The organism is Rhodoferax ferrireducens (genome assembly GCF_049302455.1).
Classification (GTDB): Bacteria; Pseudomonadota; Gammaproteobacteria; order Burkholderiales; family Burkholderiaceae_C; genus Rhodoferax; species Rhodoferax ferrireducens_B.
Map to the genome: position 1 here is coordinate 1 of NZ_JBAQMD010000004.1, position 17,601 is coordinate 17,601.

Annotated in this window: 21 protein-coding genes; 2 read left to right on the plus strand and 19 right to left on the minus strand. The window is 59.2% G+C overall.

Going from position 1 to position 17,601, the window contains the following annotated elements; translation table 11 throughout:
* From WA157_RS00185 to cydP, 9 genes are all read right to left on the minus strand, one after another.
* Positions 1–418: 4Fe-4S binding protein (locus tag WA157_RS00185; protein WP_422619014.1), on the minus strand; the 418-nt coding region annotated here is incomplete at its 3' end.
* A gap of 38 nt (positions 419–456) precedes the next feature.
* Complete coding sequence (locus tag WA157_RS00190) at positions 457–600, minus strand: DUF3149 domain-containing protein (protein WP_422619015.1); 144 nt, start codon at positions 598–600, stop codon at positions 457–459.
* Positions 601–662: 62 nt separating this feature from the next.
* Positions 663–1,283, minus strand: a complete 621-nt coding sequence (locus tag WA157_RS00195) for a hypothetical protein (RefSeq protein ID WP_422619016.1) — start codon at positions 1,281–1,283, stop codon at positions 663–665.
* Positions 1,284–1,328: 45 nt separating this feature from the next.
* Positions 1,329–2,459, minus strand: coding sequence for an NAD(P)/FAD-dependent oxidoreductase (locus tag WA157_RS00200; RefSeq protein WP_422619017.1), 1,131 nt, complete (start codon positions 2,457–2,459; stop codon positions 1,329–1,331).
* Positions 2,460–2,526: 67 nt separating this feature from the next.
* A complete protein-coding gene (locus tag WA157_RS00205; RefSeq protein ID WP_422619018.1) occupies positions 2,527–2,811 on the minus strand; it encodes a cyd operon YbgE family protein in 285 nt (94 codons plus the stop codon).
* 8 nt (positions 2,812–2,819) lie between these two features.
* Positions 2,820–2,936 (minus strand): cytochrome bd-I oxidase subunit CydX, encoded by a 117-nt coding sequence (gene cydX, locus WA157_RS00210; protein WP_422619019.1) that lies wholly within the window; start codon positions 2,934–2,936, stop codon positions 2,820–2,822.
* Positions 2,937–3,040: 104 nt separating this feature from the next.
* A complete protein-coding gene (gene cydB, locus WA157_RS00215) occupies positions 3,041–4,177 on the minus strand; it encodes a cytochrome d ubiquinol oxidase subunit II (RefSeq protein ID WP_422619020.1) in 1,137 nt (378 codons plus the stop codon).
* A gap of 10 nt (positions 4,178–4,187) precedes the next feature.
* Positions 4,188–5,762 carry a cytochrome ubiquinol oxidase subunit I gene (locus tag WA157_RS00220; RefSeq protein ID WP_422619021.1) on the minus strand — a complete coding sequence of 525 codons (1,575 nt, stop codon included), beginning with the start codon at positions 5,760–5,762 and terminating at the stop codon, positions 4,188–4,190.
* Entirely contained in the window at positions 5,759–5,938 is a 180-nt protein-coding gene (cydP, locus tag WA157_RS00225; protein ID WP_422619022.1) for a cytochrome oxidase putative small subunit CydP, read from the minus strand. The genes WA157_RS00220 and cydP overlap by 4 nt, the downstream gene beginning before the upstream one ends.
* 194 nt (positions 5,939–6,132) lie before the next feature.
* On the opposite strand from cydP, the gene WA157_RS00230 reads away from it, so the two are divergent.
* Together WA157_RS00230 and WA157_RS00235 are read left to right on the plus strand one after the other, a co-directional pair.
* Entirely contained in the window at positions 6,133–7,491 is a 1,359-nt protein-coding gene (locus WA157_RS00230) for a sigma-54 interaction domain-containing protein (RefSeq protein ID WP_422619023.1), read from the plus strand.
* 88 nt (positions 7,492–7,579) lie between these two features.
* On the plus strand, positions 7,580–8,212 hold the full coding sequence (locus WA157_RS00235) for an MlaC/ttg2D family ABC transporter substrate-binding protein (RefSeq protein WP_422619024.1): 633 nt from the start codon (positions 7,580–7,582) through the stop codon (positions 8,210–8,212).
* Between the two features lie 183 nt (positions 8,213–8,395).
* On the opposite strand, the gene WA157_RS00240 is transcribed toward WA157_RS00235, so the two are convergent.
* The 10 genes from WA157_RS00240 to WA157_RS00285 form a co-directional block, all read right to left on the minus strand.
* Complete coding sequence (locus WA157_RS00240) at positions 8,396–9,457, minus strand: rhodanese-like domain-containing protein (RefSeq protein ID WP_422619025.1); 1,062 nt, start codon at positions 9,455–9,457, stop codon at positions 8,396–8,398.
* A gap of 92 nt (positions 9,458–9,549) precedes the next feature.
* Positions 9,550–9,870, minus strand: coding sequence for a hypothetical protein (locus tag WA157_RS00245; RefSeq protein ID WP_422619026.1), 321 nt, complete (start codon positions 9,868–9,870; stop codon positions 9,550–9,552).
* A gap of 74 nt (positions 9,871–9,944) precedes the next feature.
* Entirely contained in the window at positions 9,945–11,714 is a 1,770-nt protein-coding gene (locus WA157_RS00250; RefSeq protein ID WP_422619027.1) for a DUF3373 domain-containing protein, read from the minus strand.
* A 45-nt stretch (positions 11,715–11,759) separates the two neighbouring features.
* Positions 11,760–12,386: a cytochrome b/b6 domain-containing protein gene (locus WA157_RS00255; RefSeq protein ID WP_422619028.1), complete on the minus strand. Its 627-nt coding sequence runs from the start codon at positions 12,384–12,386 to the stop codon at positions 11,760–11,762.
* A 14-nt stretch (positions 12,387–12,400) separates the two neighbouring features.
* On the minus strand, positions 12,401–14,017 hold the full coding sequence (locus WA157_RS00260; RefSeq protein WP_422619029.1) for a tetrathionate reductase family octaheme c-type cytochrome: 1,617 nt from the start codon (positions 14,015–14,017) through the stop codon (positions 12,401–12,403).
* A gap of 243 nt (positions 14,018–14,260) precedes the next feature.
* Positions 14,261–14,623: an ArsR/SmtB family transcription factor gene (locus WA157_RS00265; RefSeq protein ID WP_422619030.1), complete on the minus strand. Its 363-nt coding sequence runs from the start codon at positions 14,621–14,623 to the stop codon at positions 14,261–14,263.
* A 133-nt stretch (positions 14,624–14,756) separates the two neighbouring features.
* The gene (locus WA157_RS00270) at positions 14,757–15,404 is read right to left on the minus strand and encodes a nitroreductase family protein (protein WP_422619031.1); all 648 of its coding nucleotides are present in this window, start codon (positions 15,402–15,404) and stop codon (positions 14,757–14,759) included.
* A 129-nt stretch (positions 15,405–15,533) separates the two neighbouring features.
* Entirely contained in the window at positions 15,534–16,043 is a 510-nt protein-coding gene (mobB, locus tag WA157_RS00275; protein ID WP_422619032.1) for a molybdopterin-guanine dinucleotide biosynthesis protein B, read from the minus strand.
* Positions 16,044–16,077: 34 nt separating this feature from the next.
* The gene (locus WA157_RS00280; RefSeq protein WP_422619033.1) at positions 16,078–16,713 is read right to left on the minus strand and encodes a TorD/DmsD family molecular chaperone; all 636 of its coding nucleotides are present in this window, start codon (positions 16,711–16,713) and stop codon (positions 16,078–16,080) included.
* Positions 16,714–16,782: 69 nt separating this feature from the next.
* Positions 16,783–17,580 (minus strand): 4Fe-4S dicluster domain-containing protein, encoded by a 798-nt coding sequence (locus WA157_RS00285; RefSeq protein WP_422619034.1) that lies wholly within the window; start codon positions 17,578–17,580, stop codon positions 16,783–16,785.
* Positions 17,581–17,601 lie beyond the last annotated feature (21 nt).

The following is a 17,601-nucleotide window of genomic DNA, read 5'->3' on the forward strand; positions in this document are numbered from 1 at the left end:
TTTCGGTGTAGACCGTCTGTGGACAGGCGTAGCCACACCACAGGCGCCCGGCCACTGCCGTAAAGAGAAACAGCGACAGGGCCGAGATGACCAGAATACCGGTGAGGTAGATGAAGTCCTGCGGGTAAAGCACCAGGCCAAAGATGTAGAAGCGCCTGGAAGCCAGGTCAAACAGGACCGCCTGGCGCTGGCCCCACTCCAGCCAGGGCAGACCGTAAAAGATAATCTGGGTCAGCCAGACCATGCCCCAGCGCCAGTTGGAGAACAGGCCCGAGACACTGCGCGGGTAAATCGTCTGGTGCGAGGCGTACAGGGACAGCATGCCGTCATCCGCCGGCTCGGGCGGATGCGGCGGCTCTTCGCCTTCCTGCGCAATGATGGGGATGACCTTGCGATCGCTGAATGCTTTGCTATTCAAATGGGTTCCTTGTCATTGAATTGGGATGGGCAAAAAAGTCACTTGCCGGCATTCCTGGCGTCCTCGTCCACCTTGCGCTTGAAAAAGACGACGAGCCACACCGCCATGCCCAGCATGAACGCAATGACGGCAGCGCTCATCAGTCCGTAATCGGTCGAAAACAAATCAGTCAACATCTTCATGGTGGATTCCTCACAACGTTAAAAAACCAGGTTAGAAATACGGCAAAAATTCAAAGCTCACCTCAACGCGCGGCGGTGCTGCGACCTAGGGCAGCTACCCGCGCCAGGAACTCGTCCCGCGACACACCGGCAAAAAACGGATGCCAGCGCCGCTGCTCAAGCACCGTGCTCACCGCCCGCGCCCGACGTTCGTGGCCGGCAAACAACAGCGTCTCGTCGGGCAGATTGAACACACGTTGCGTCACGCTGTCCCAAAGCGCTTCGGGGTCTGCGGGCAGCGGCTGTTGCGGGCAGGCATCCACGGCCATCAGACCACCGCAAAACAGCCGGTCCCGCCAGGCAAAGCTGCGGCAGGCAGGCGTATGACCGGGGGTGAACAGCACCCGCATCAGCTCATCCCCAAACGCGAGCACCTGACCATCTTGAACACACGCATCGGCGTCGCCTTGAATCATTGGCGCCCCCAAACCTGCCAGCAATGTGGTCTCCTGCGGGTTCAACTGGTCATGGTGGTGGGTGCGCAGCACCCAGCGCAAACGCAACTCACGCTCGGCCAGCAGGGCGGCCAGCAGCGGCAGGTCGCGCCCGCGCGGGTCAATCAGCACCGCCTCGCGCGCATCCTGGTCAGCCAGCAAATAGGTCAGTTCACCACTGGCCTCATTGTTCAAAATGCGAAAGTACACCTTAGGTCTCCGCCGCCTCGCACAGCGTCACCTCAGCCCTTGTGTTCATCTGTATTTCCTCAGGTAAGCACCCTCAAATCCGCGCTTGACCCAATGGAACAAGCGTGACGAGGGCAAAATCATTTGACGTCTTTCGTTGCGAAACACCACAGTGCCATGGTCAATGGCATCAATGATGCAAATCAGCTCAACCTTGAAGGTCGCTACTGGCGTTCGTCCGTTCAAACCGTCGAGCAAGTTCTCGGCGGCGGCGGCGGCCTGCAGGTCCGCCATATGCGCCTGTTTGGGCATCCAGTCCGGGCCCGGGAAACTGCCCGAGTCCCCCACCACATACACATGTTGGCTACCTTCCACGCGGCACTGCGCGTCTGCCTGGAGCAAGCCGCCGGGCGAGCGCGCCAGATCGGTCCGGTCAAACCACAAATTGCCCGTCATACCCGGCATGAAGAGGATCAAGTCCGCCGCCAACTCACCGCCCTCGGTGACCACCTTGTCAAGTTCAAAACGCTGCAACTTGTGACCCAGATGCGTGCGAATGCCCCGGCGCGCCATCTCGTCCAGCAAATGCCCGACCGCCTTGGGCCCCAGGCGGTTGCCCGGCTCTTTGGCGGGGTTGAAAAACACCAAGTCAAACTTGTCACGTCGGCCCTCACGCCTGAGCTGCTCGTCAATGCAAAACAAGAATTCGAACATGGGGCCGCCACGCACGGCGCTGGGCTCATTGGGGTTGCCAGCAAAGCCGATGGCAATCGTGCCGCCCGTCATCGCCTTGAGTCGATCACGTATTTTTTCAGCGGCGGCAATCCCCTCACAGGGCGTGATGGCGTGCTCAATGCCCGGCAGCTTCCTGATGAAACGCCCGCCTGACGCAATCACCAGCGCGTCATTGCGCACTTCACCAACCGTGCTGTCTACCCGTCTACCACCCTCGCGAACGCCGGTCACTTCACCAGCCATGTGCTTGACGCGCATGCGGGTGAAGAAATTGGCCAGGGGAACGATGAGCTGTTCACGCGAACGCAGGCCACTTGGAATCCAGATGATGCCCGGCAGGTAGTGCAGCTCTTCGCGTGGTGCAATCAAGGTGATCTCTGCCTGCGCATCGCGCCGGCGCAGTTCGCGCACGCAAGAGAGTGCGCCAAAGCCCGAACCAATCACTGTGATTTGATGAACCATGTTTCACTTCTTTTGTTAAACGCCTGGCAAAGCGCCCGCAAACTGATGCCACCAACCCTGCGCATGCTCATGCCAGACGCAGCCAGGCCGCGAGCAGCAGGGCACCCAAGCAAGCCCAGCCCGAAAAGAGCCAGCGCCACGGCACAAACTTCGGCTTGAAACCCACGCCATTGACCAAGCCCGCGCTCATGGCCCAAAAAACGGCAAAGGCAAAACCATGGTCAACGCCACCGCCCTGCCCCGTGAACAAGAGCGGGTAAACACTGCCTCCCAACATGATAAAAAGCGCCGCCGCCAGACTCAGCGGCCGCATGGGCGACGCACCAGCTGGTGAGGCAGCGGTGTCAACCACCGGTGCACTCACTCGTTCCTGCCGCGGGAGTTTTCCCGGGCCTCCTGGTTTTCGCCCCACATCGCATTCATGATGGCCAGCAAAACTGCAAAACCTACGCCCAATACCCAAGTGAAATACCACATGTCAATTCCTTTAAATGCGCTCACGCCGCGTTGTCTTCACCCATGAGCAGCTTGCCTTGCGCCAGCTACTTGTGCGGCGACACTTGCAGATTGGTCGCTGCTGTTCAGTAGGCCACATGGTCCTGCTCCAGCACATGGGCCGCCGTCACCTTACCGCGCATGACGCTGTAGGCCCAGGAGGTGTAAACCACGATCAAGGGCATGAACACCATCGTGGCCCAAAACATGATGCCCAGCGTCATGTGGCTCGACACACTGTCCCACACGGTCAGGCTGGCTGACGGCATGCTGCTTGAAGGCATCACAAACGGGAACATGGACGCACCTGCGGTGCCAATCACCCCCACCACCGCCAGCGATGACGCAACGAACGCACTCAGCGCTTTGCGCATGGCCAGCAGCAGTGCCGCCATGACAGCACCCAGCACACCCAGCACCGGCAAAGCCCATATCAGGGGTTGGCGACCATAGTTGGCCATCCAGGCACCCGCTTCACGCACCACCGTCTTGGCCATGGGGTCAGGCAAATCAGAAGGGTTGATCACCGAGGTGATGCGGTAGCCGTCTATGGCTTGCAGCCAAAAACCTGCTGCCACAAACGCCACCACGACCACCCCAGCGGCGCCGATGGCACCCTTGATGGCGCGCGCCTGAATCACGCCCTCGGTGCGGTGCGCCAGGTAGCTGCCACCCTGCATCGTGATCATGGCGCTGCTCACCACCCCGGTCAGCAAGGCAAACGGGTTGAGCAGTTGCCAGAAGGAGCCGGTGTAGGTGGAGACCAGATAGACATCAAGCTGAAACGGCACGCCCTGCAGCAAATTCCCAAACGCCACACCAAAAATCAGCGGCGGCACCGCCCCGCCCACAAACAGGCCCCAGTCCCACGTGCTGCGCCAGGTGGCGTTGTGAATTTTGCTGCGATAGTCAAATCCGACCGGGCGAAAGAACAAGGCCCACAGCACCACCAGCATGGCCCAGTAAAACCCGCTGAACGCAGTGGCATACACCAGTGGCCAAGCCGCAAAGATGGCACCGCCACCAGTGATGAACCAGACCTGGTTACCGTCCCAATGCGGCCCCACGGTGTTGATGACCACACGACGCTCCAGGTCGCTCCTGCCGACAAAGGGCAGCAGCGTGCCCACGCCCATGTCATGGCCATCCATGATGGCAAAGCCGACCAGCAGCACCCCCACCAGCAGCCACCAGATGATTTTCAGCGTTGAGTAGTCAAACATGCTTTGCTCCTTAAGCGTGTGCCGGTGCGGGAGCCAAGACGCTCTCGCTTTGATAGCGACCTGTGCCCAGACTACCTGGGCCCATGCGTGCAAACTTCACCATCAAGAACATTTCCACCACCAGCAACACGGTGTAAAACCCGATAAAACCTGCCAGTGAGCCGTACAGGCTGTTGACGCTCAGGGTAGAGACCGACATGTGGGTGGGCAGCACACCGTAAATCGTCCAGGGCTGGCGGCCATACTCCGCCACAAACCAGCCCAGCTCGCAGGCAATCCAGGGGGCAGGCAGCATCCACAGGGCTGCCCTGAGCAGCCCCGGCTTTTGCGTGCAGCCACGCTTGACCGTGCTCCAGAACGCCAGTCCAAACAACAGCAGCATGGCAAAGCCCAGCCCGACCATGACGCGAAAGGCCCAGAACATCGGCGTCACCCGCGGCACAGTGTCATTCACCGCCTTCTCGATGATCTCGGGGCTGGCTTGACGCACATCCAGCACATATTTTTTGAGCAGCAAGCCAAAGCCCAGATCTGCTTTGTGCTGTTCAAACACCTGCTTGGCCGCTGCATCGGTGCGGTTGGCGCGCAAGGCTTCGAGCGCGGTGACCGCCACGATGCCACTGGCAATGCGCTCCCTGTTTTTGGCCTTGATGTCGTGAATGCCGGGGATCTCTTTGGTGACTGAGCGCGTGCCAATCAAACCCATCACCCAGGGAATTTCAAGTTCCCAGTCGTTCTTTTGCTCTGCCTCGTTGATGCCAGCCATCAAAGTGAGGCCCGCAGGTGCGGGCTTGGTCTCCCACATGGCCTCCATGGCAGCCAGCTTGGTTTGCTGCGCTTCACCCACGGTGTAACCGGACTCGTCACCCAACACAATGACGCTCAGCGCTGAAGCCAGCCCGAATGCCGCCGCCACCCCGAAACTGCGCTTGGCAAACTCCACATCGCGGTTTTTGAGCAGATACCAGCTGGAAATGGACAACACAAACATGGCACCCGTGGTGTAGCCAGCTGACACCGTGTGCACAAACTTGGCCTGCGCGTCGGGGTTGAACACCACGGCCCAGAAGTCGACCATTTCCATGCGCATGGTCAGGTAGCTGAACTCGGAGCCCACCGGGTTTTGCATCCAGCCGTTGGCAATCAAAATCCACAGCGCACTGAGATTGGTGCCAATCGCCATGAGCGCCGTCACCAGCAAATGCTGGGGTCTGGACAACCGGTCCCAACCGAAGAAGAACAGCCCAATCATGGTCGACTCAAGGAAGAAAGCCATCAGCCCCTCAATGGCCAGCGGCGCGCCAAAAATATCGCCCACGTAATGCGAGTAATAGGCCCAGTTGGTGCCAAACTGAAACTCCAGCGTGATGCCGGTGGTGACGCCCAGTGCAAAGTTGATGCCGAACAGCTTGCCCCAAAAACGCGTCATGTCCTTCCAGATCACGTTGCCGGTCATCACATAGACGCTCTCCATGATGAGCAGCAACCACACCATGCCGACGGTCAAGGGCACGAACAAGAAGTGGTACAGGGCCGTCGCGGCAAACTGCAAGCGCGACAGGTCGACTAACTCTTGAGAAATCATGGCTTTATTCCTTGGGCCCCGGGGGCGGTTTGCAAAAACTGGGCAACGACGCCTTCGCTGTTGACTGTCACCCGCTGGTTGCGTACAAAACCCCACCACAGCGCCATCAGCAGCGCAAGCTTGATGAGCAACACCACAGCGAGTTTTCTGACCAGGGATTTGTCCAGCGGTTTCATGACAGTTCATGCATTTGCCTGCTGATGAACACAAGAAGCGTGCCATCGCGGCGGCATCTGGAAATACTTAATTAACTCAATGACTTGGCGTTCAAGCTGCCCTCCACGAGGCGCGTTGTCGATGGATTAACTGCTATTCCTGGCAGCAACTGCCATATTTGGCATAAACTGACAGCCGCACACAAGGAACACACATGAAGCCATTGCCGGAGCTGATGTCCTACCTGGAAGGACTGAGCGAACCCCACATCCTGTTTGACACGCAATACCGCATCCTGGCCGCCAACGCCGCCTACCGGCGTCAGTTCAGCCCGGAGCGCAGCGTGGTGGGCCGCACTTGCTACGAGGTATCTCACCACTTCGGTGTGCCCTGCGACAAGGCCGGCGAATCGTGCCCGCTGCTCAAGTCACGCGAGTCCGGCCAGCGCGAACGTGTGCTGCACCTGCACCACACACCCAAAGGCGAGGAATACGTCAATATTGAACTGACACCCTTGCTCAATGCCCATGATGAACAGGCCTTCTTCATTGAGAAGATGGAACCGCTGCGCGTGGCACATGGCATGAGTCTCGGCCAGGGACTGATTGGCCGCGCCCCCGCGTTTCAGAAAATGCTGGCACTGGTCGCCCGTGTGGCGCCGTCCCAGGCCACGGTCCTGCTGCTGGGAGAGTCGGGCACCGGCAAAGAACTGGTGGCGGGGGCAGTGCATCAGGCCAGCCCGCGCGCCCACCACGCCCTGGTGGCGGTGGATTGCTCCAGCCTGCCGGAAAATCTGTTTGAGTCAGAACTGTTTGGCCACGAACGCGGCGCCTTCACCGGTGCCAACGCCGCGCGCGGCGGCCTGGTGGAGGCGGCCAGTGGCGGCACTTTGTTTCTGGACGAGATCGGCGATATTTCGCTGACGATGCAAGTCAAACTGCTGCGGCTGCTGGAGACCGGCACCTACCGCCGCGTGGGCAGCACCGAGTTGCGTCATGCCGATATCCGGGTGGTGTCAGCCACCCACCGCGACCTCGACGAAATGGTGGCCGTCGGAACATTTCGGGAAGATTTGTACTACCGCCTCAGCACCTTCCCCATCCATCTGCCCGCCCTGCGCGAACGCCGGGGAGACATTGAACTGCTGGTCACCGCCCTGCTCGATCGCGTGACGCCACAGCGCCAACTGAGGGTGAGCGAAGCTGCCTTGCGTCGGCTACAAGCGCAGCCCTTCCCCGGCAATGTCAGAGAATTGCGCAACCTGCTGGAACGCAGCGCGCTGCTGTGCGATGGCGACACGATTCAAGTCACGCACGTGGAGCAAGCCCTGCTGTCCGGGCGGCGGCCCACCGTCGCGCTGCCCGGCAGTCAGGCGGCGCCGTCCGGTCATGACATTCATGGCAACGCCAGCAGCACCGTCACAGGGGCGCCGGGCGCGCTCAAACTGGTGGAGCGAACAGCGCTGCGGCAACTGGTGGCGGAGCATCAGGGCAGTCGGGCGGTGCTGGCGAAAAAGCTGGGCATCAGCCAGCGCTCGCTCTACCGCAAGCTCAAGGCGCTGGACCCGCCCTAGAGCGCTGATCAATGCGCCTTTGTTCTTGTCCTTAAATACCGTACATAAGCATTGACGGATATAATGACAACAACCTGAAAGCCCAACCATGAAACGTCGCTCCTTAACTCGCTGCCTCGCCTTGCTGTTGCTGGGCAGCGCCAGCCTGCTGCCAGCGCTGGCGGCAGATGAAGCGGCCAATGCCCTGATTACCCGGCTGTCGACCGAGGTACTGGGCAGCATCAAGGGCAGTCCGTCGGTCCGCACGGGTGATGTGACCACCATCCTTGCCCTGGTGGATGCGACGGTCATGCCGCACATGAACTTCAAACGCATGACCGCTTCCGCGGTCGGCCCGGCGTGGCGACAGGCCACCCCCGAGCAACAAAAGCGCTTGCAGGAAGAGTTCAAGACTTTGCTGGTGCGCACCTACGCCGGCGCCGTGGCCCAGGTCGCTGACCTGAGCGTGGTGGTCATGCCCCTGCGCGCCTCGCCGCAAGACAAAGAGGTGGTGGTCCGTACCGAAATCAAGGGCCGTGGCGACCCGGTTCAGCTCGACTACCGGCTGGAGAAGACCAGCGGTGACGGCGCTGGCTGGAAAATTTACAACCTGAACGTGATGGGTGTGTGGCTGGTGGAAACCTATCGCAGCCAGTTCGCCCAGGAAGTCAACACCAAAGGCATTGACGGGTTGATTGCCACCTTGGCAGACCGAAACAAGGTCAATGCCAGTAAAGGTTGATCACCCGGCGATCGTCGGCAGCAACCTGAAAAATATATGCCAAACTGGCCTATAGCCCACGTCGAATATACATTGTTAGCTATTGTTTTTATAGCAACTGATGCCAGCGGGCGATGACGGATGAGTTGGCCGGGTATGGCGGTGGTCAAAGGACAATGCCAGTGCGGTGCACTGGCTTGACGCTCATTCCTTGATTGTGCAGGTTTCACCCTTGCAGGCGACTTCGGCATCCAGGTACGACACGTTGACATAACCCTTGCGGCCCAGGATGTCGAAGGTCTTTTGACTCTTGGCGCCTGACGCGCAATTGACGAAGACGGGAACGTCCTTGGGAATTTTGGCGTAATCTTTTTCCATCTCTTCAATGGGCAGGCTCACGGCCCCTTTGAAATGTCCCCGCGCATAGTCTGCGACCGGGCGCACATCCAGGATGAACTTGCCCGCAGCCACGGCCTCTTCAAAGGCTTTTGGCGCGACCTGTCCCGGCCCGTAGACCGGCGCCCAGGTCACCGTCGTGAGCGCAGGCGCCATGGCGAGCGCGCCTTTCCAGGCACTCAAGGGGAAGTAGGCCAGCCGGCGGAAATCACGTTCGCGCAGTTCTTCCAGCGTGGCATTGACCGCGTCCAGGTCACCGCGACCAATCACGACGATGGGTGCATTTTTGGACAGCGTGCCCAGGGCGGTCTGACCTTGGCTGCCCTTGAGGTCGCTGATGGAAAGCTGAACCAGCTTGTTCGACTCCGTCACGATGGTCTCTTTTCCTGGCGACGTGTCGATCAGAATCAGGTTGCCTTTTTGAACGAATGACGCCTCGGCCACAAGGGGCTGCGCTTTTTGGTTCCAGCCTGGGACACCGTTGCGGTAGACCCAGGCGTCGGCATAGCCCATCTTTCGGAAAATCTCAGCGGAGTCGACGGACAGCGTGCACTCTCTTCCCGCGCAATAAAAAATAACTTTCCCGGTTTTGGGAATGCCCAGTTTATCGGCGTTGGCGGCGTCTTTCTTCAACATGTCCAGCGGCAGGCTCATGGCGCCCGGGATGTGACCCGCGCTGTATTTTCCTGCCGGGCGGCTGTCAACGACCCAGACACTTTTGCCGATCATTCCCTGTTCGAAATACGAGACCATTTGCTCATTGGCAACTTCATTGGCTTCGAGCTTCTGCTCTGCCGCATGGGCATTCCAACCTACGACTGACGATAAGACGGTTGCAACCAGGGCGGCTGCCAAAATCAAGCGTTTCATGACGGAACTCCTTCAATGAGAGAGACACACTTTTCCGCTATCGCCGCCCCGAGCGGCCGCAGAGCTTGGACTGTTGGGGCGGCTGTGCTGGCTTAGCAGCCAGCCGTCTTCTTGAAGGACTTGGCGGTGTTCTTGCCGTCCTTCTCGAAGCGGGCGCGGATCTCGTCGCCTTCCACGATGCGCTTGTCCTTGAACTTGTCCAGGGTCAGGTCATCGGTGATGGTGATGGTGACGGGTGTGCCGGCCTTGGTGTCCTTCAGAACGGCAGTGGCCGACTTGCCGTCGGCAGCCAGCGTGATCTTGGTGATCGGGCCGACCATCTTGCCTTCGTCGGCGGCGGCGCTGCCGGTAAATGCCAGGCCAGACAAGGCCAGCATGATGGAAACAGCGATGGTGGAGAGTTTGGTTTTCATTTCAAAATCCTTTGGTAAGTTGATAAATGCCCGTTGAGCGCAATCGCTTGCGCCCAACGGCGTGGGTGGTCAAATCAGAATTTGACTTCGAAGGTGGCGTACAGGTTGGTGGCGTTTTCCAGCGGTGTCGTGGTCATCATCTGGCCATTCACATCGCCGATCGCCACCGGTGCGCCGACCCAGTTATTGCTGCCGGTGTAGTCAAAGCTGTAGTACTGCACGCCGAGACGGAAGAAGGCCTTGCTGAAGAAGGACGAGATCGGTTTGCGATCGAGTTCCTGGATGAAATAGGCTTCGTAGACATCGCCGCGCGTGCCGACCTTGGCGGTCCACATGTCATCGGCTGCCGGGGCGAAGGTGATCCAGTTCTTGGAGCCGTGGTTGTACTCAAAACCGAACTTCGAGTTGGATGGCAGGTCATAACGCACGCCCAACGCAATCGCCGTGCCGGTCTTGCTGGTCGGTGCTTCGGGGCTGAAGAAGCCACCAGTCATCAGACCCTGGAAGCCGAACTGCGCCGAGACGTTCTGGTTCGGGTGGGTGATGCTCACGCCCAGGTCACCAAAGACGTTGAGTTTGCCCGGGCCAATGTTCTTGAACGTGCTCATGAAGCCGATGCCCAGCCAGTCGATATCGCCCAGGTTGGTTTTTGCTGTGGTGTCACCAAAGTAGGTGTTCCTCATCGTCGGCGCATCAAAGATGTTCATGCCACGGTTCCATTGCAGCCAGACGCGCAGCGGGTCGGTGTCGATGGGAACAATCGCCACGCCGAGCATGTCGGTGTCCTTCAGCGAGTTGCCCTTCGGGTCGGTGAAGCCGTTCTCGAAGCCGCGGCCATAGCAGATCTTGGCGTAGGCGCCCGGCCAGCCGTCGACGTCCGGTGCGTAGCCCACCGTCATGCCGTCAAAGGCGTAGTCCACCAGCATCGAGGGTGTGCCGCCGTTGCCGGGATTTGGCCGGTTGTCGCGCAGATTGCCCGGCGCGCCACCGGTCGATGGCCGGCGCCCCACCGATAACCAGACCGGTTCGTCGCCGATGTTGCTCCAGGTGGCATAAACGCGGTCCACATTCAGAGCGCTGTTGGAGGGAACGTGCCCGAGCGTGCCGTCAAAGACACCCACGCGGTCGGCGAAGAACGGCGCGCTGCCCGCATTGGTGACCGAGCCCTCATCCTGCGAGCCGAACACTTTGTACATGTTCAGGTGCGCGTTGACGCTGATGTCCTGCGTTGCCTTGGCCCCCAGGTCCAGACCGAAGCGGTTGCTGTACTGGCTGGTGTTCTTGGGTTTGTAGGCGGGCACCGTTGCGGCGAATGCACCCATGGCACCCGCCATGGATGCGTTGGCACCCAGGAAGGCATTTGCCTCGTCATAAGTGGCGACTTTGCCCATCGCTTGCGAGAAGCCCATCAACCCGGACAGCGCTTGGGCCGTGGTCCACGCCGGATTGAGGCTTGAAGCCGCCGCAGGATTGGCAAAAAATTCACTCTGCAGCGTGTTCTGCGCGTTCATGAAGGTCGCGTTGACATCAGTGAAGGTCTTGCTCTGCCCCTCCAGACTGTCGAAACGGAAGCGGTAATCACCGCCCACCGTCAACCACTTGCTGAGCGACTTGCCCTCCAGCTTGGTGACCTGGTTCTTCAGGTCGGCCAGCTCGGTGGCCTGAGGCTGGGCTTGCGCCGCTTTTTGCTCATTGGCCGTAACCTGAGCCTTCAAAGCCTGGAGCTCGCGCGACAGGTCTTCAATTTTTTTCATCAAATCGGCGTCTGCCGCGGAGGCGGCCAAAGGCAGCCACAGGCTCGCCACCAAAGTGACGAGTAACTTTTTTCTGAAGGCAACTTTCATGAGATTTCCCTATTTAGTAAGACAACAAAAACTGAGCGTTCAGCACTAGTGCCCTTTGCCCGGATGGGGCTCTTCAGCCGCAGCAAGATCCTCCCAGCCGGTCAGCATGGCTTTGACTTGCGAGGTGATCTTGTGGCCGGTGGTGGCGAGGTACAGGTGCGAGATCAGGAAGGTCAGCATCAGGAAGGCGCCGAAAGTGTGTGCGGTGGCAACCCACTCCAACTGCAGCTTGCTCAGGCCCCAGGCCGCCCAGTCCGCATAAAACAGGTAGAGCCAACCGCTGAACCAAAGTAGCGGCATGAGCAGGGTCAGCACGGCCAGATAGGTCAGGCGTTGCAGCGGGTTGTGCTTGTTGCTCAGGCTCGGACGGAACGGATGGGGCTCATCCTTGAAGATGCCCGATGAGTAATATTTCGCTATGACGAAGATATTGTGGGTGGTCGGGATGTAATGCCGCCATTCACCGGTGGTGATATGCCAGAAGGCGGCAAAAATCCACAGTCCCACCAGCGTCCAGGCGGCGATGGTGTGGTAGTCGACTGCCTTTTCGAAGCCGAAGACGGAATAGGTTCCATGCACCTCGAAACCGGTCAGCAGCATGAAAATGATCAATGCTGCCTGGCACCAGTGCCAGAACCGCTCGAATGGTTTGAAGAGATAGACGCGTGACATGAAGGTTCTCCCGGTTAGCTATTGCGTTTGTTCGCGACGATGCGGATCAAGCCGTGGCCCAAGACGCCGAGCAAGGTCAGGGCGGCAAGAAGCCAGCCACCGATTTCAAGCCAGCGGGCATGGTCGCGGCTGCGACCCGGCATATAGACACCGTCAATCTTGTCCAGCCGACCGACCTTGGCGTGGCACGCCACACAGCCCAGCGCTTTTTCTTTCGGTGCCACCATGTGATTGATCGCCCACATGCTTTCGGTCTCGATGAAATCGACCTTGCCGGAGAACTTGACACCGCCTTTGGCCATGCCCTCGGTGACCGCTTTTACCCAGTCCAGGTTCTTCCAGAAGGCGGTGTCATCATTGCCCGCCAGATGGGTGATAACCAGCGACTTGTTGATCGGGTCGTATTGCTGCTTGCCGCGGAACATCTTGATCGGCCAGATCATCGACTTGCCATCGGTGGCGCTGCCTTCGAAATGGTTGATCTGGACCGGCTTGTCGCCCTTCTCAAGCTTGTCACCAATCAGGGTGTAGTGGTTCGTGCCATTGAACCAGATGTATTCAGGTGTGACGTTCTCCGCCCACTTGAAGTCACCCTTGATGGTCATGTAGGTGTCGTAGTCGTTTTCGTCCCGGATGGTCTGAAACTTGCCGTCCTTGTCCAGCTTGCCTGCGGTAGACCAGTCCCACGACATCTTGGTCGGGACGCCGCCGCGCGCAAAGGCCGGGATGTGGCAAGTCTGGCAGGCGATTTTGGCGGTGTGCTCATTGAGCCTGACGATCTGGTGCGGTGCTTGTCCGTGGCAGGCCTGGCAGGTGTCAGGGCTGGTCTTGTCGGCCTCGCCGCGCATGTGCGCCGGTGCTTTGTCCTTGGCCGTGGGGGCGTAGCGGCTGCCCGACACCTTGTGATCGTCGGTCTTGTGGCAGGTGGCGCAAGAAAAGTTCAGCCCCTTGGTGTCCATGTGCACGTCCAGCGCCTTGTCAGGGTTTTCCAGAGAACTGTCCAGATCACCGTGTTTGACACCATCACCGCCGCCGCCCTTGAAGTGGCAGGCACCACAAGTGTTGCGCGTGGTGGGCCCTACCTTCTGTGCGATTTCTTTCAGGTTGATGCCCCGGATGATCTTGCCCGAACCGGCAGGAAACTCCGTGTCCTTGGCGACCGGGTTACCAGCAAAACCACTGGGCTTGGCGTACTTGCCCGTTTGGTCATGGCAGGCCAGGCAGTCGACGTTTTCTTCCACGGTGAAATCGAACTTGTCGTCCTTCCAGCCGTAGCCGATATGGCAACTGTTGCAGGCGGCCTCATTCGACTTGACCGAAGTGCAGAAATTGTTGACAACATGCTTCTTGCCCAGCACTTGCTGGGTGTCTGGATTGATGTATTCCCATTTCCAGTGCTGCGTCTGGTGAATTTGCTTGGACGCCTCCGTATGGCAGCTCAAGCAGGCCTTGGTCACCTCCGGGCCGGAAGCAAAATCCTGATCCAGGATCTTGAACTTGCTGTGGTCAGCTGTTGTCTGCAACTTTGCCGGGGTCCCGGCCACAGCCGGGGCTGGCTTGGTGGCCGCCGGCGATGCCGCAGCAAAAAAAATGGCTGCCACCGCTGCAACCAGTAAATATCGACTACGCATCAAGAACTCCTCGCTTTACAGGCGGTAGTGCCCAGTTGCGATAGCGAACCAGCAACACTATTAGGGTTAATACTAGTGTCAGCCGCTATGTAAAGTTCTGATGTAGATCAATATATTTGTATGTGCTTATAGATGTGCGTGCTTATTTATTGATGCGCTTATCTGCTACCGCCCAAGAATTGGCCAATAAGAACGTGTAAAGAGCCACCGCCAGCCAAGCATGTGGCGGTGTGCAAGCAGCCGCTAGTGGGCCGTGCCGATCATGGCTGCCTTGAAATTGCCTTCTGTCTCGATCTTGGTGCAGACAGCGCGGCAGAGCGCCGGTATCCGCTCATCGATGATGCGGTAATAAATTTGCACGCCGTCACGGCGTTTGCCGAGCACCCTATGTCGATACAAGGTGTTCAGGTGCTGCGACATATTGGGCTGGGTGGTGCCTATTTTGCTGAGCAAATAGCTCACGTTCTTTTCACCGTCGCACAGGCAACTGATGATCTTCAGGCGCATCGGTGCCGACATGACCCGAAACAACTCGGCGGCCAGCTCAAATACTTCGTCTGGTCGATCGAGATCGGATGGGATGGGTTGTGCTTTAGGCTTTGTCATAGGGTGGGCGCGGGCGCGGAAAAGTTTGTCTCTTCGTCTAGTTGATTCGAATATACGGGCATTGTGCAATATCGACCCCCGCAATAACCCGAACCGAAACCAAAAACCACACGGGGCGCTGGCGCCAGACGCCTTACAAACTGGTCACAAAGTCAGTGGGCTCGGGACGCAGGCGCGGCGCTTTACGTTTGGAGGCCGTGCCCACGTTGATGAAACACACCGCTTCTTCGCCCGCCTGCAATTGAAACAAGGCACGCATGTGCGGTGAAGACATGGCCTGGCCGCTGGTAAGTCCCGCGCCAAACGCCATGCTGTGCGCGCTGAGCAACATGTTTTGCACAGCACACCCCACCGACACCATGCGTTCCAGCATCGGAACATCGGGCTCACGCGGCCCCAGGCACGCCACCGCCAAGATCAGCAAGGGCGCGCGATGCGCTTTTTCACGCGCGGACTCGATTTGCTCCGGGGTGGCACCAGCGTCGCGATCCATCAGCGCGCGGGCAAAAACTTCCGCCAGATCGGCGCGTTTATGGGCTGGCACCAGCACAAAGCGCCACGGCCGCAACTGGCCATGATCGGGCGCCGCAGCGGCTGCGCGAAACAATTGCTCGACTTGTGCCGCCGATGGGCCGGGCTCGCTCAGGCGCCGGGGCAGAATATTTTGCCGGGAGCTGATCAACGCTTCGGCAAAAATGGCTTCTTGAGTCAAACCAACCGTGGGACCGTCTGCTGACTCATCCGCCGAAATACCAACCGGGCATTGGGGTAGTTGACTCATTTTTTAACTCCTCAAACCAAAAAAAATCACACCTGCCGTCGAGATATTATTGATTCAAATCAGGCTGGAGAAAAAATGAATGCGTGACGGTCCAACAGCGCACGGGGAAATCCGTTCTCCCCAACCCGCTTAGCGCCTGGCAGCGTGCAACAGCACAAACTCCGCAATGGACGCCGCATCCGACAGGTCAAGCTGAGCCAGGCCGGCCGGCGGTGCGGGCGCGGTCAGCGGTGTATCACTGGCGATTGCCACAATGCCCGGCCAATCAGGCCACAAGGTGGGCTTGCCAACTGAAGCCCGCCAAACCTCCAGCTTCGGGAAGTTGCCGTTCTTGAAGCCTTCAATCAAGACCAGGTCACAGTGCTGCATCCGGTCCAGCAAATAGTCCAGCGACGGCTCGGGCGCCCCGCGCAGCTCGTGCATCAGCGCCCAGCGGTCGTTGCCCAGCAACAGCACCTCCTTGCAACCCGATTCACGCAGGCGGTAAGAGTCCTTGCCGGGTCGGTCGATATCGATATTTTTGTGGCTATGCTTGATCAGCGACACCACCAGACCGCGTGCGGCGATGGCGGGTACCAGCCGCTCAAGCAGCGTGGTCTTGCCCATGCCGGAGTGGCCGGCAACACCAAAAATCTTCATAGGTAGTTCATCACTTTTGCTGCTCACATGGGCATCAGTGAACGCTCAGCGCACCCGCTTCCATACGCACGAAGCGCTCGGTAAACGCTGCCAGTTCGCGGTAAAACACGGTATCAGCACCTGCCTTGACCGCTGCCGCAAAAGGGCCCATCCAGACGCCCAGGTGCTCGCCAAGAAAGCGCCGCTGCAACAACTCTGTCAATGTCAAATCGTCCATGTTGCCGGCTTGGCTGGCCTGGTTCTTGTTGAAGATGAGCAGGTACAGAAATTCAAGTTCCACCGCCACATGGTCGGGCAGTTCCCTGAACTCCTCATCGATCTCAAACCCGCCTGCACTGTACAAATCAAGCACCGCCAAAGGCGGATTTTCCTCCGTCTGAACAGGCGCGCTCAGCCAGGACGAGCCATAAGGGCTGGCCAGCGCCTGCATGGGTCCGAGAAAGAGCCGCGTGTAGTCCACCAGCAGCGTCTGCAGATCTTGCGCGGCAAATGCCTCACCCAGCTTGCGCGCTGAATCGGCCAGGTCGGGATGAATGCTTGCAGCGGCCACCAGCATGGAGTGGAACAAATTCTCCTCGGCAAATTCCGGTGCAGGCTCGTAATAACAGGCGGACAGGAAGCGGCACAGGTCCGCACGCGCGGTGGCTTCGTCGGGAGCGTAGTCGGACATCGTTTCTCCTTGAACAAATCAAAAGGGGCCGGTCAACCCAGCCCCCGAGGCACTTGGCGCCGCGCCCATCTAAGCGCGAGGGCTGTACTTGCCAATGTAATGCACATTGGGCTTTGTGCCTTTTTCTTCCTGCAGGCGGAACGACTGCTCCTTCTTCAGGATTTGCGAGATCTGGCTCGTCGGGTCATCTTGATCGCCAAAGATACGGGCCTTAGCCGGACAGACTTCCACGCAGGCCGGTTGCAGTCCATTGAGCACGCGGTGATAACAGAAGGTGCATTTCTCGACCACATCATCCTGGCGAACGGGTTGCAGGTCGCCGCCCTTCCACTGGTTCAGCATCGGTGGCACGGTGCCTGCCAGAGCGGCCACTTCGGCGCCAGACGCCGTGCAGCCGGGAATGGCGGAGCTTTTGTCGGCCCAACGCGGCTGGGTGTTTTCATCCATGGCGTTAAAGCTGATGACGCTGTAGCTGCCGCCGTCCAGGCTGGTCGCATCGAGCGTCTCGTGGCTGTAGGGGCAATTGGTCTGGCATTCGCGGCAACCGACGCACAGCGCCGGGTCGTGCAAGGTAATGCCTTCAGGCGTTTTGTACAGCGCCTTGTAGGGATTGCCCTTGCCCGCCTTTTCCGGATTGCCCGGGCAAAGCTTCACGCAAGGTGCATCGGTACAGTGGTTGCAGAGCACCGGCATCACGCTGTGGGTGGTGTTGGGGAACACGCCGTCGGTGTGCATGATGAAGTCGGCCCAGTTGAAACTCTGCCCATCGGCACGGTCCCGGGTGTTGTTTTCGGCCTTGCAGGCGAAGGCGCAGGCGCCGCAGCCGTTGCATTTTGCGAGGTCGATGACCATTCCAAGTCTTGACATGATTTGCTCCTAAGTTGTTGG

Bases quoted from the DNA above. Each gene is read 5' to 3' on its own strand.
- cydP (WP_422619022.1), bottom strand. From the start codon at position 5,938: ATGAAACCGCTGGACAAATCCCTGGTCAGAAAACTCGCTGTGGTGTTG.
- cydB (WP_422619020.1), bottom strand. From the start codon at position 4,177: ATGTTTGACTACTCAACGCTGAAAATCATCTGGTGGCTGCTGGTGGGG.
- WA157_RS00255 (WP_422619028.1), bottom strand. From the start codon at position 12,386: ATGTCACGCGTCTATCTCTTCAAACCATTCGAGCGGTTCTGGCACTGG.
- WA157_RS00200 (WP_422619017.1), bottom strand. From the start codon at position 2,459: ATGGTTCATCAAATCACAGTGATTGGTTCGGGCTTTGGCGCACTCTCT.
- cydX (WP_422619019.1), bottom strand. From the start codon at position 2,936: ATGTGGTATTTCACTTGGGTATTGGGCGTAGGTTTTGCAGTTTTGCTG.
- mobB (WP_422619032.1), bottom strand. From the start codon at position 16,043: ATGAAGATTTTTGGTGTTGCCGGCCACTCCGGCATGGGCAAGACCACG.
- WA157_RS00220 (WP_422619021.1), bottom strand. From the start codon at position 5,762: ATGATTTCTCAAGAGTTAGTCGACCTGTCGCGCTTGCAGTTTGCCGCG.
- WA157_RS00230 (WP_422619023.1), top strand. From the start codon at position 6,133: ATGAAGCCATTGCCGGAGCTGATGTCCTACCTGGAAGGACTGAGCGAA.
- WA157_RS00235 (WP_422619024.1), top strand. From the start codon at position 7,580: ATGAAACGTCGCTCCTTAACTCGCTGCCTCGCCTTGCTGTTGCTGGGC.
- WA157_RS00280 (WP_422619033.1), bottom strand. From the start codon at position 16,713: ATGTCCGACTACGCTCCCGACGAAGCCACCGCGCGTGCGGACCTGTGC.
- WA157_RS00245 (WP_422619026.1), bottom strand. From the start codon at position 9,870: ATGAAAACCAAACTCTCCACCATCGCTGTTTCCATCATGCTGGCCTTG.
- WA157_RS00270 (WP_422619031.1), bottom strand. From the start codon at position 15,404: ATGAGTCAACTACCCCAATGCCCGGTTGGTATTTCGGCGGATGAGTCA.
- WA157_RS00190 (WP_422619015.1), bottom strand. From the start codon at position 600: ATGAAGATGTTGACTGATTTGTTTTCGACCGATTACGGACTGATGAGC.
- WA157_RS00285 (WP_422619034.1), bottom strand. From the start codon at position 17,580: ATGTCAAGACTTGGAATGGTCATCGACCTCGCAAAATGCAACGGCTGC.
- WA157_RS00265 (WP_422619030.1), bottom strand. From the start codon at position 14,623: ATGACAAAGCCTAAAGCACAACCCATCCCATCCGATCTCGATCGACCA.
- WA157_RS00250 (WP_422619027.1), bottom strand. From the start codon at position 11,714: ATGAAAGTTGCCTTCAGAAAAAAGTTACTCGTCACTTTGGTGGCGAGC.
- WA157_RS00260 (WP_422619029.1), bottom strand. From the start codon at position 14,017: ATGCGTAGTCGATATTTACTGGTTGCAGCGGTGGCAGCCATTTTTTTT.
- WA157_RS00240 (WP_422619025.1), bottom strand. From the start codon at position 9,457: ATGAAACGCTTGATTTTGGCAGCCGCCCTGGTTGCAACCGTCTTATCG.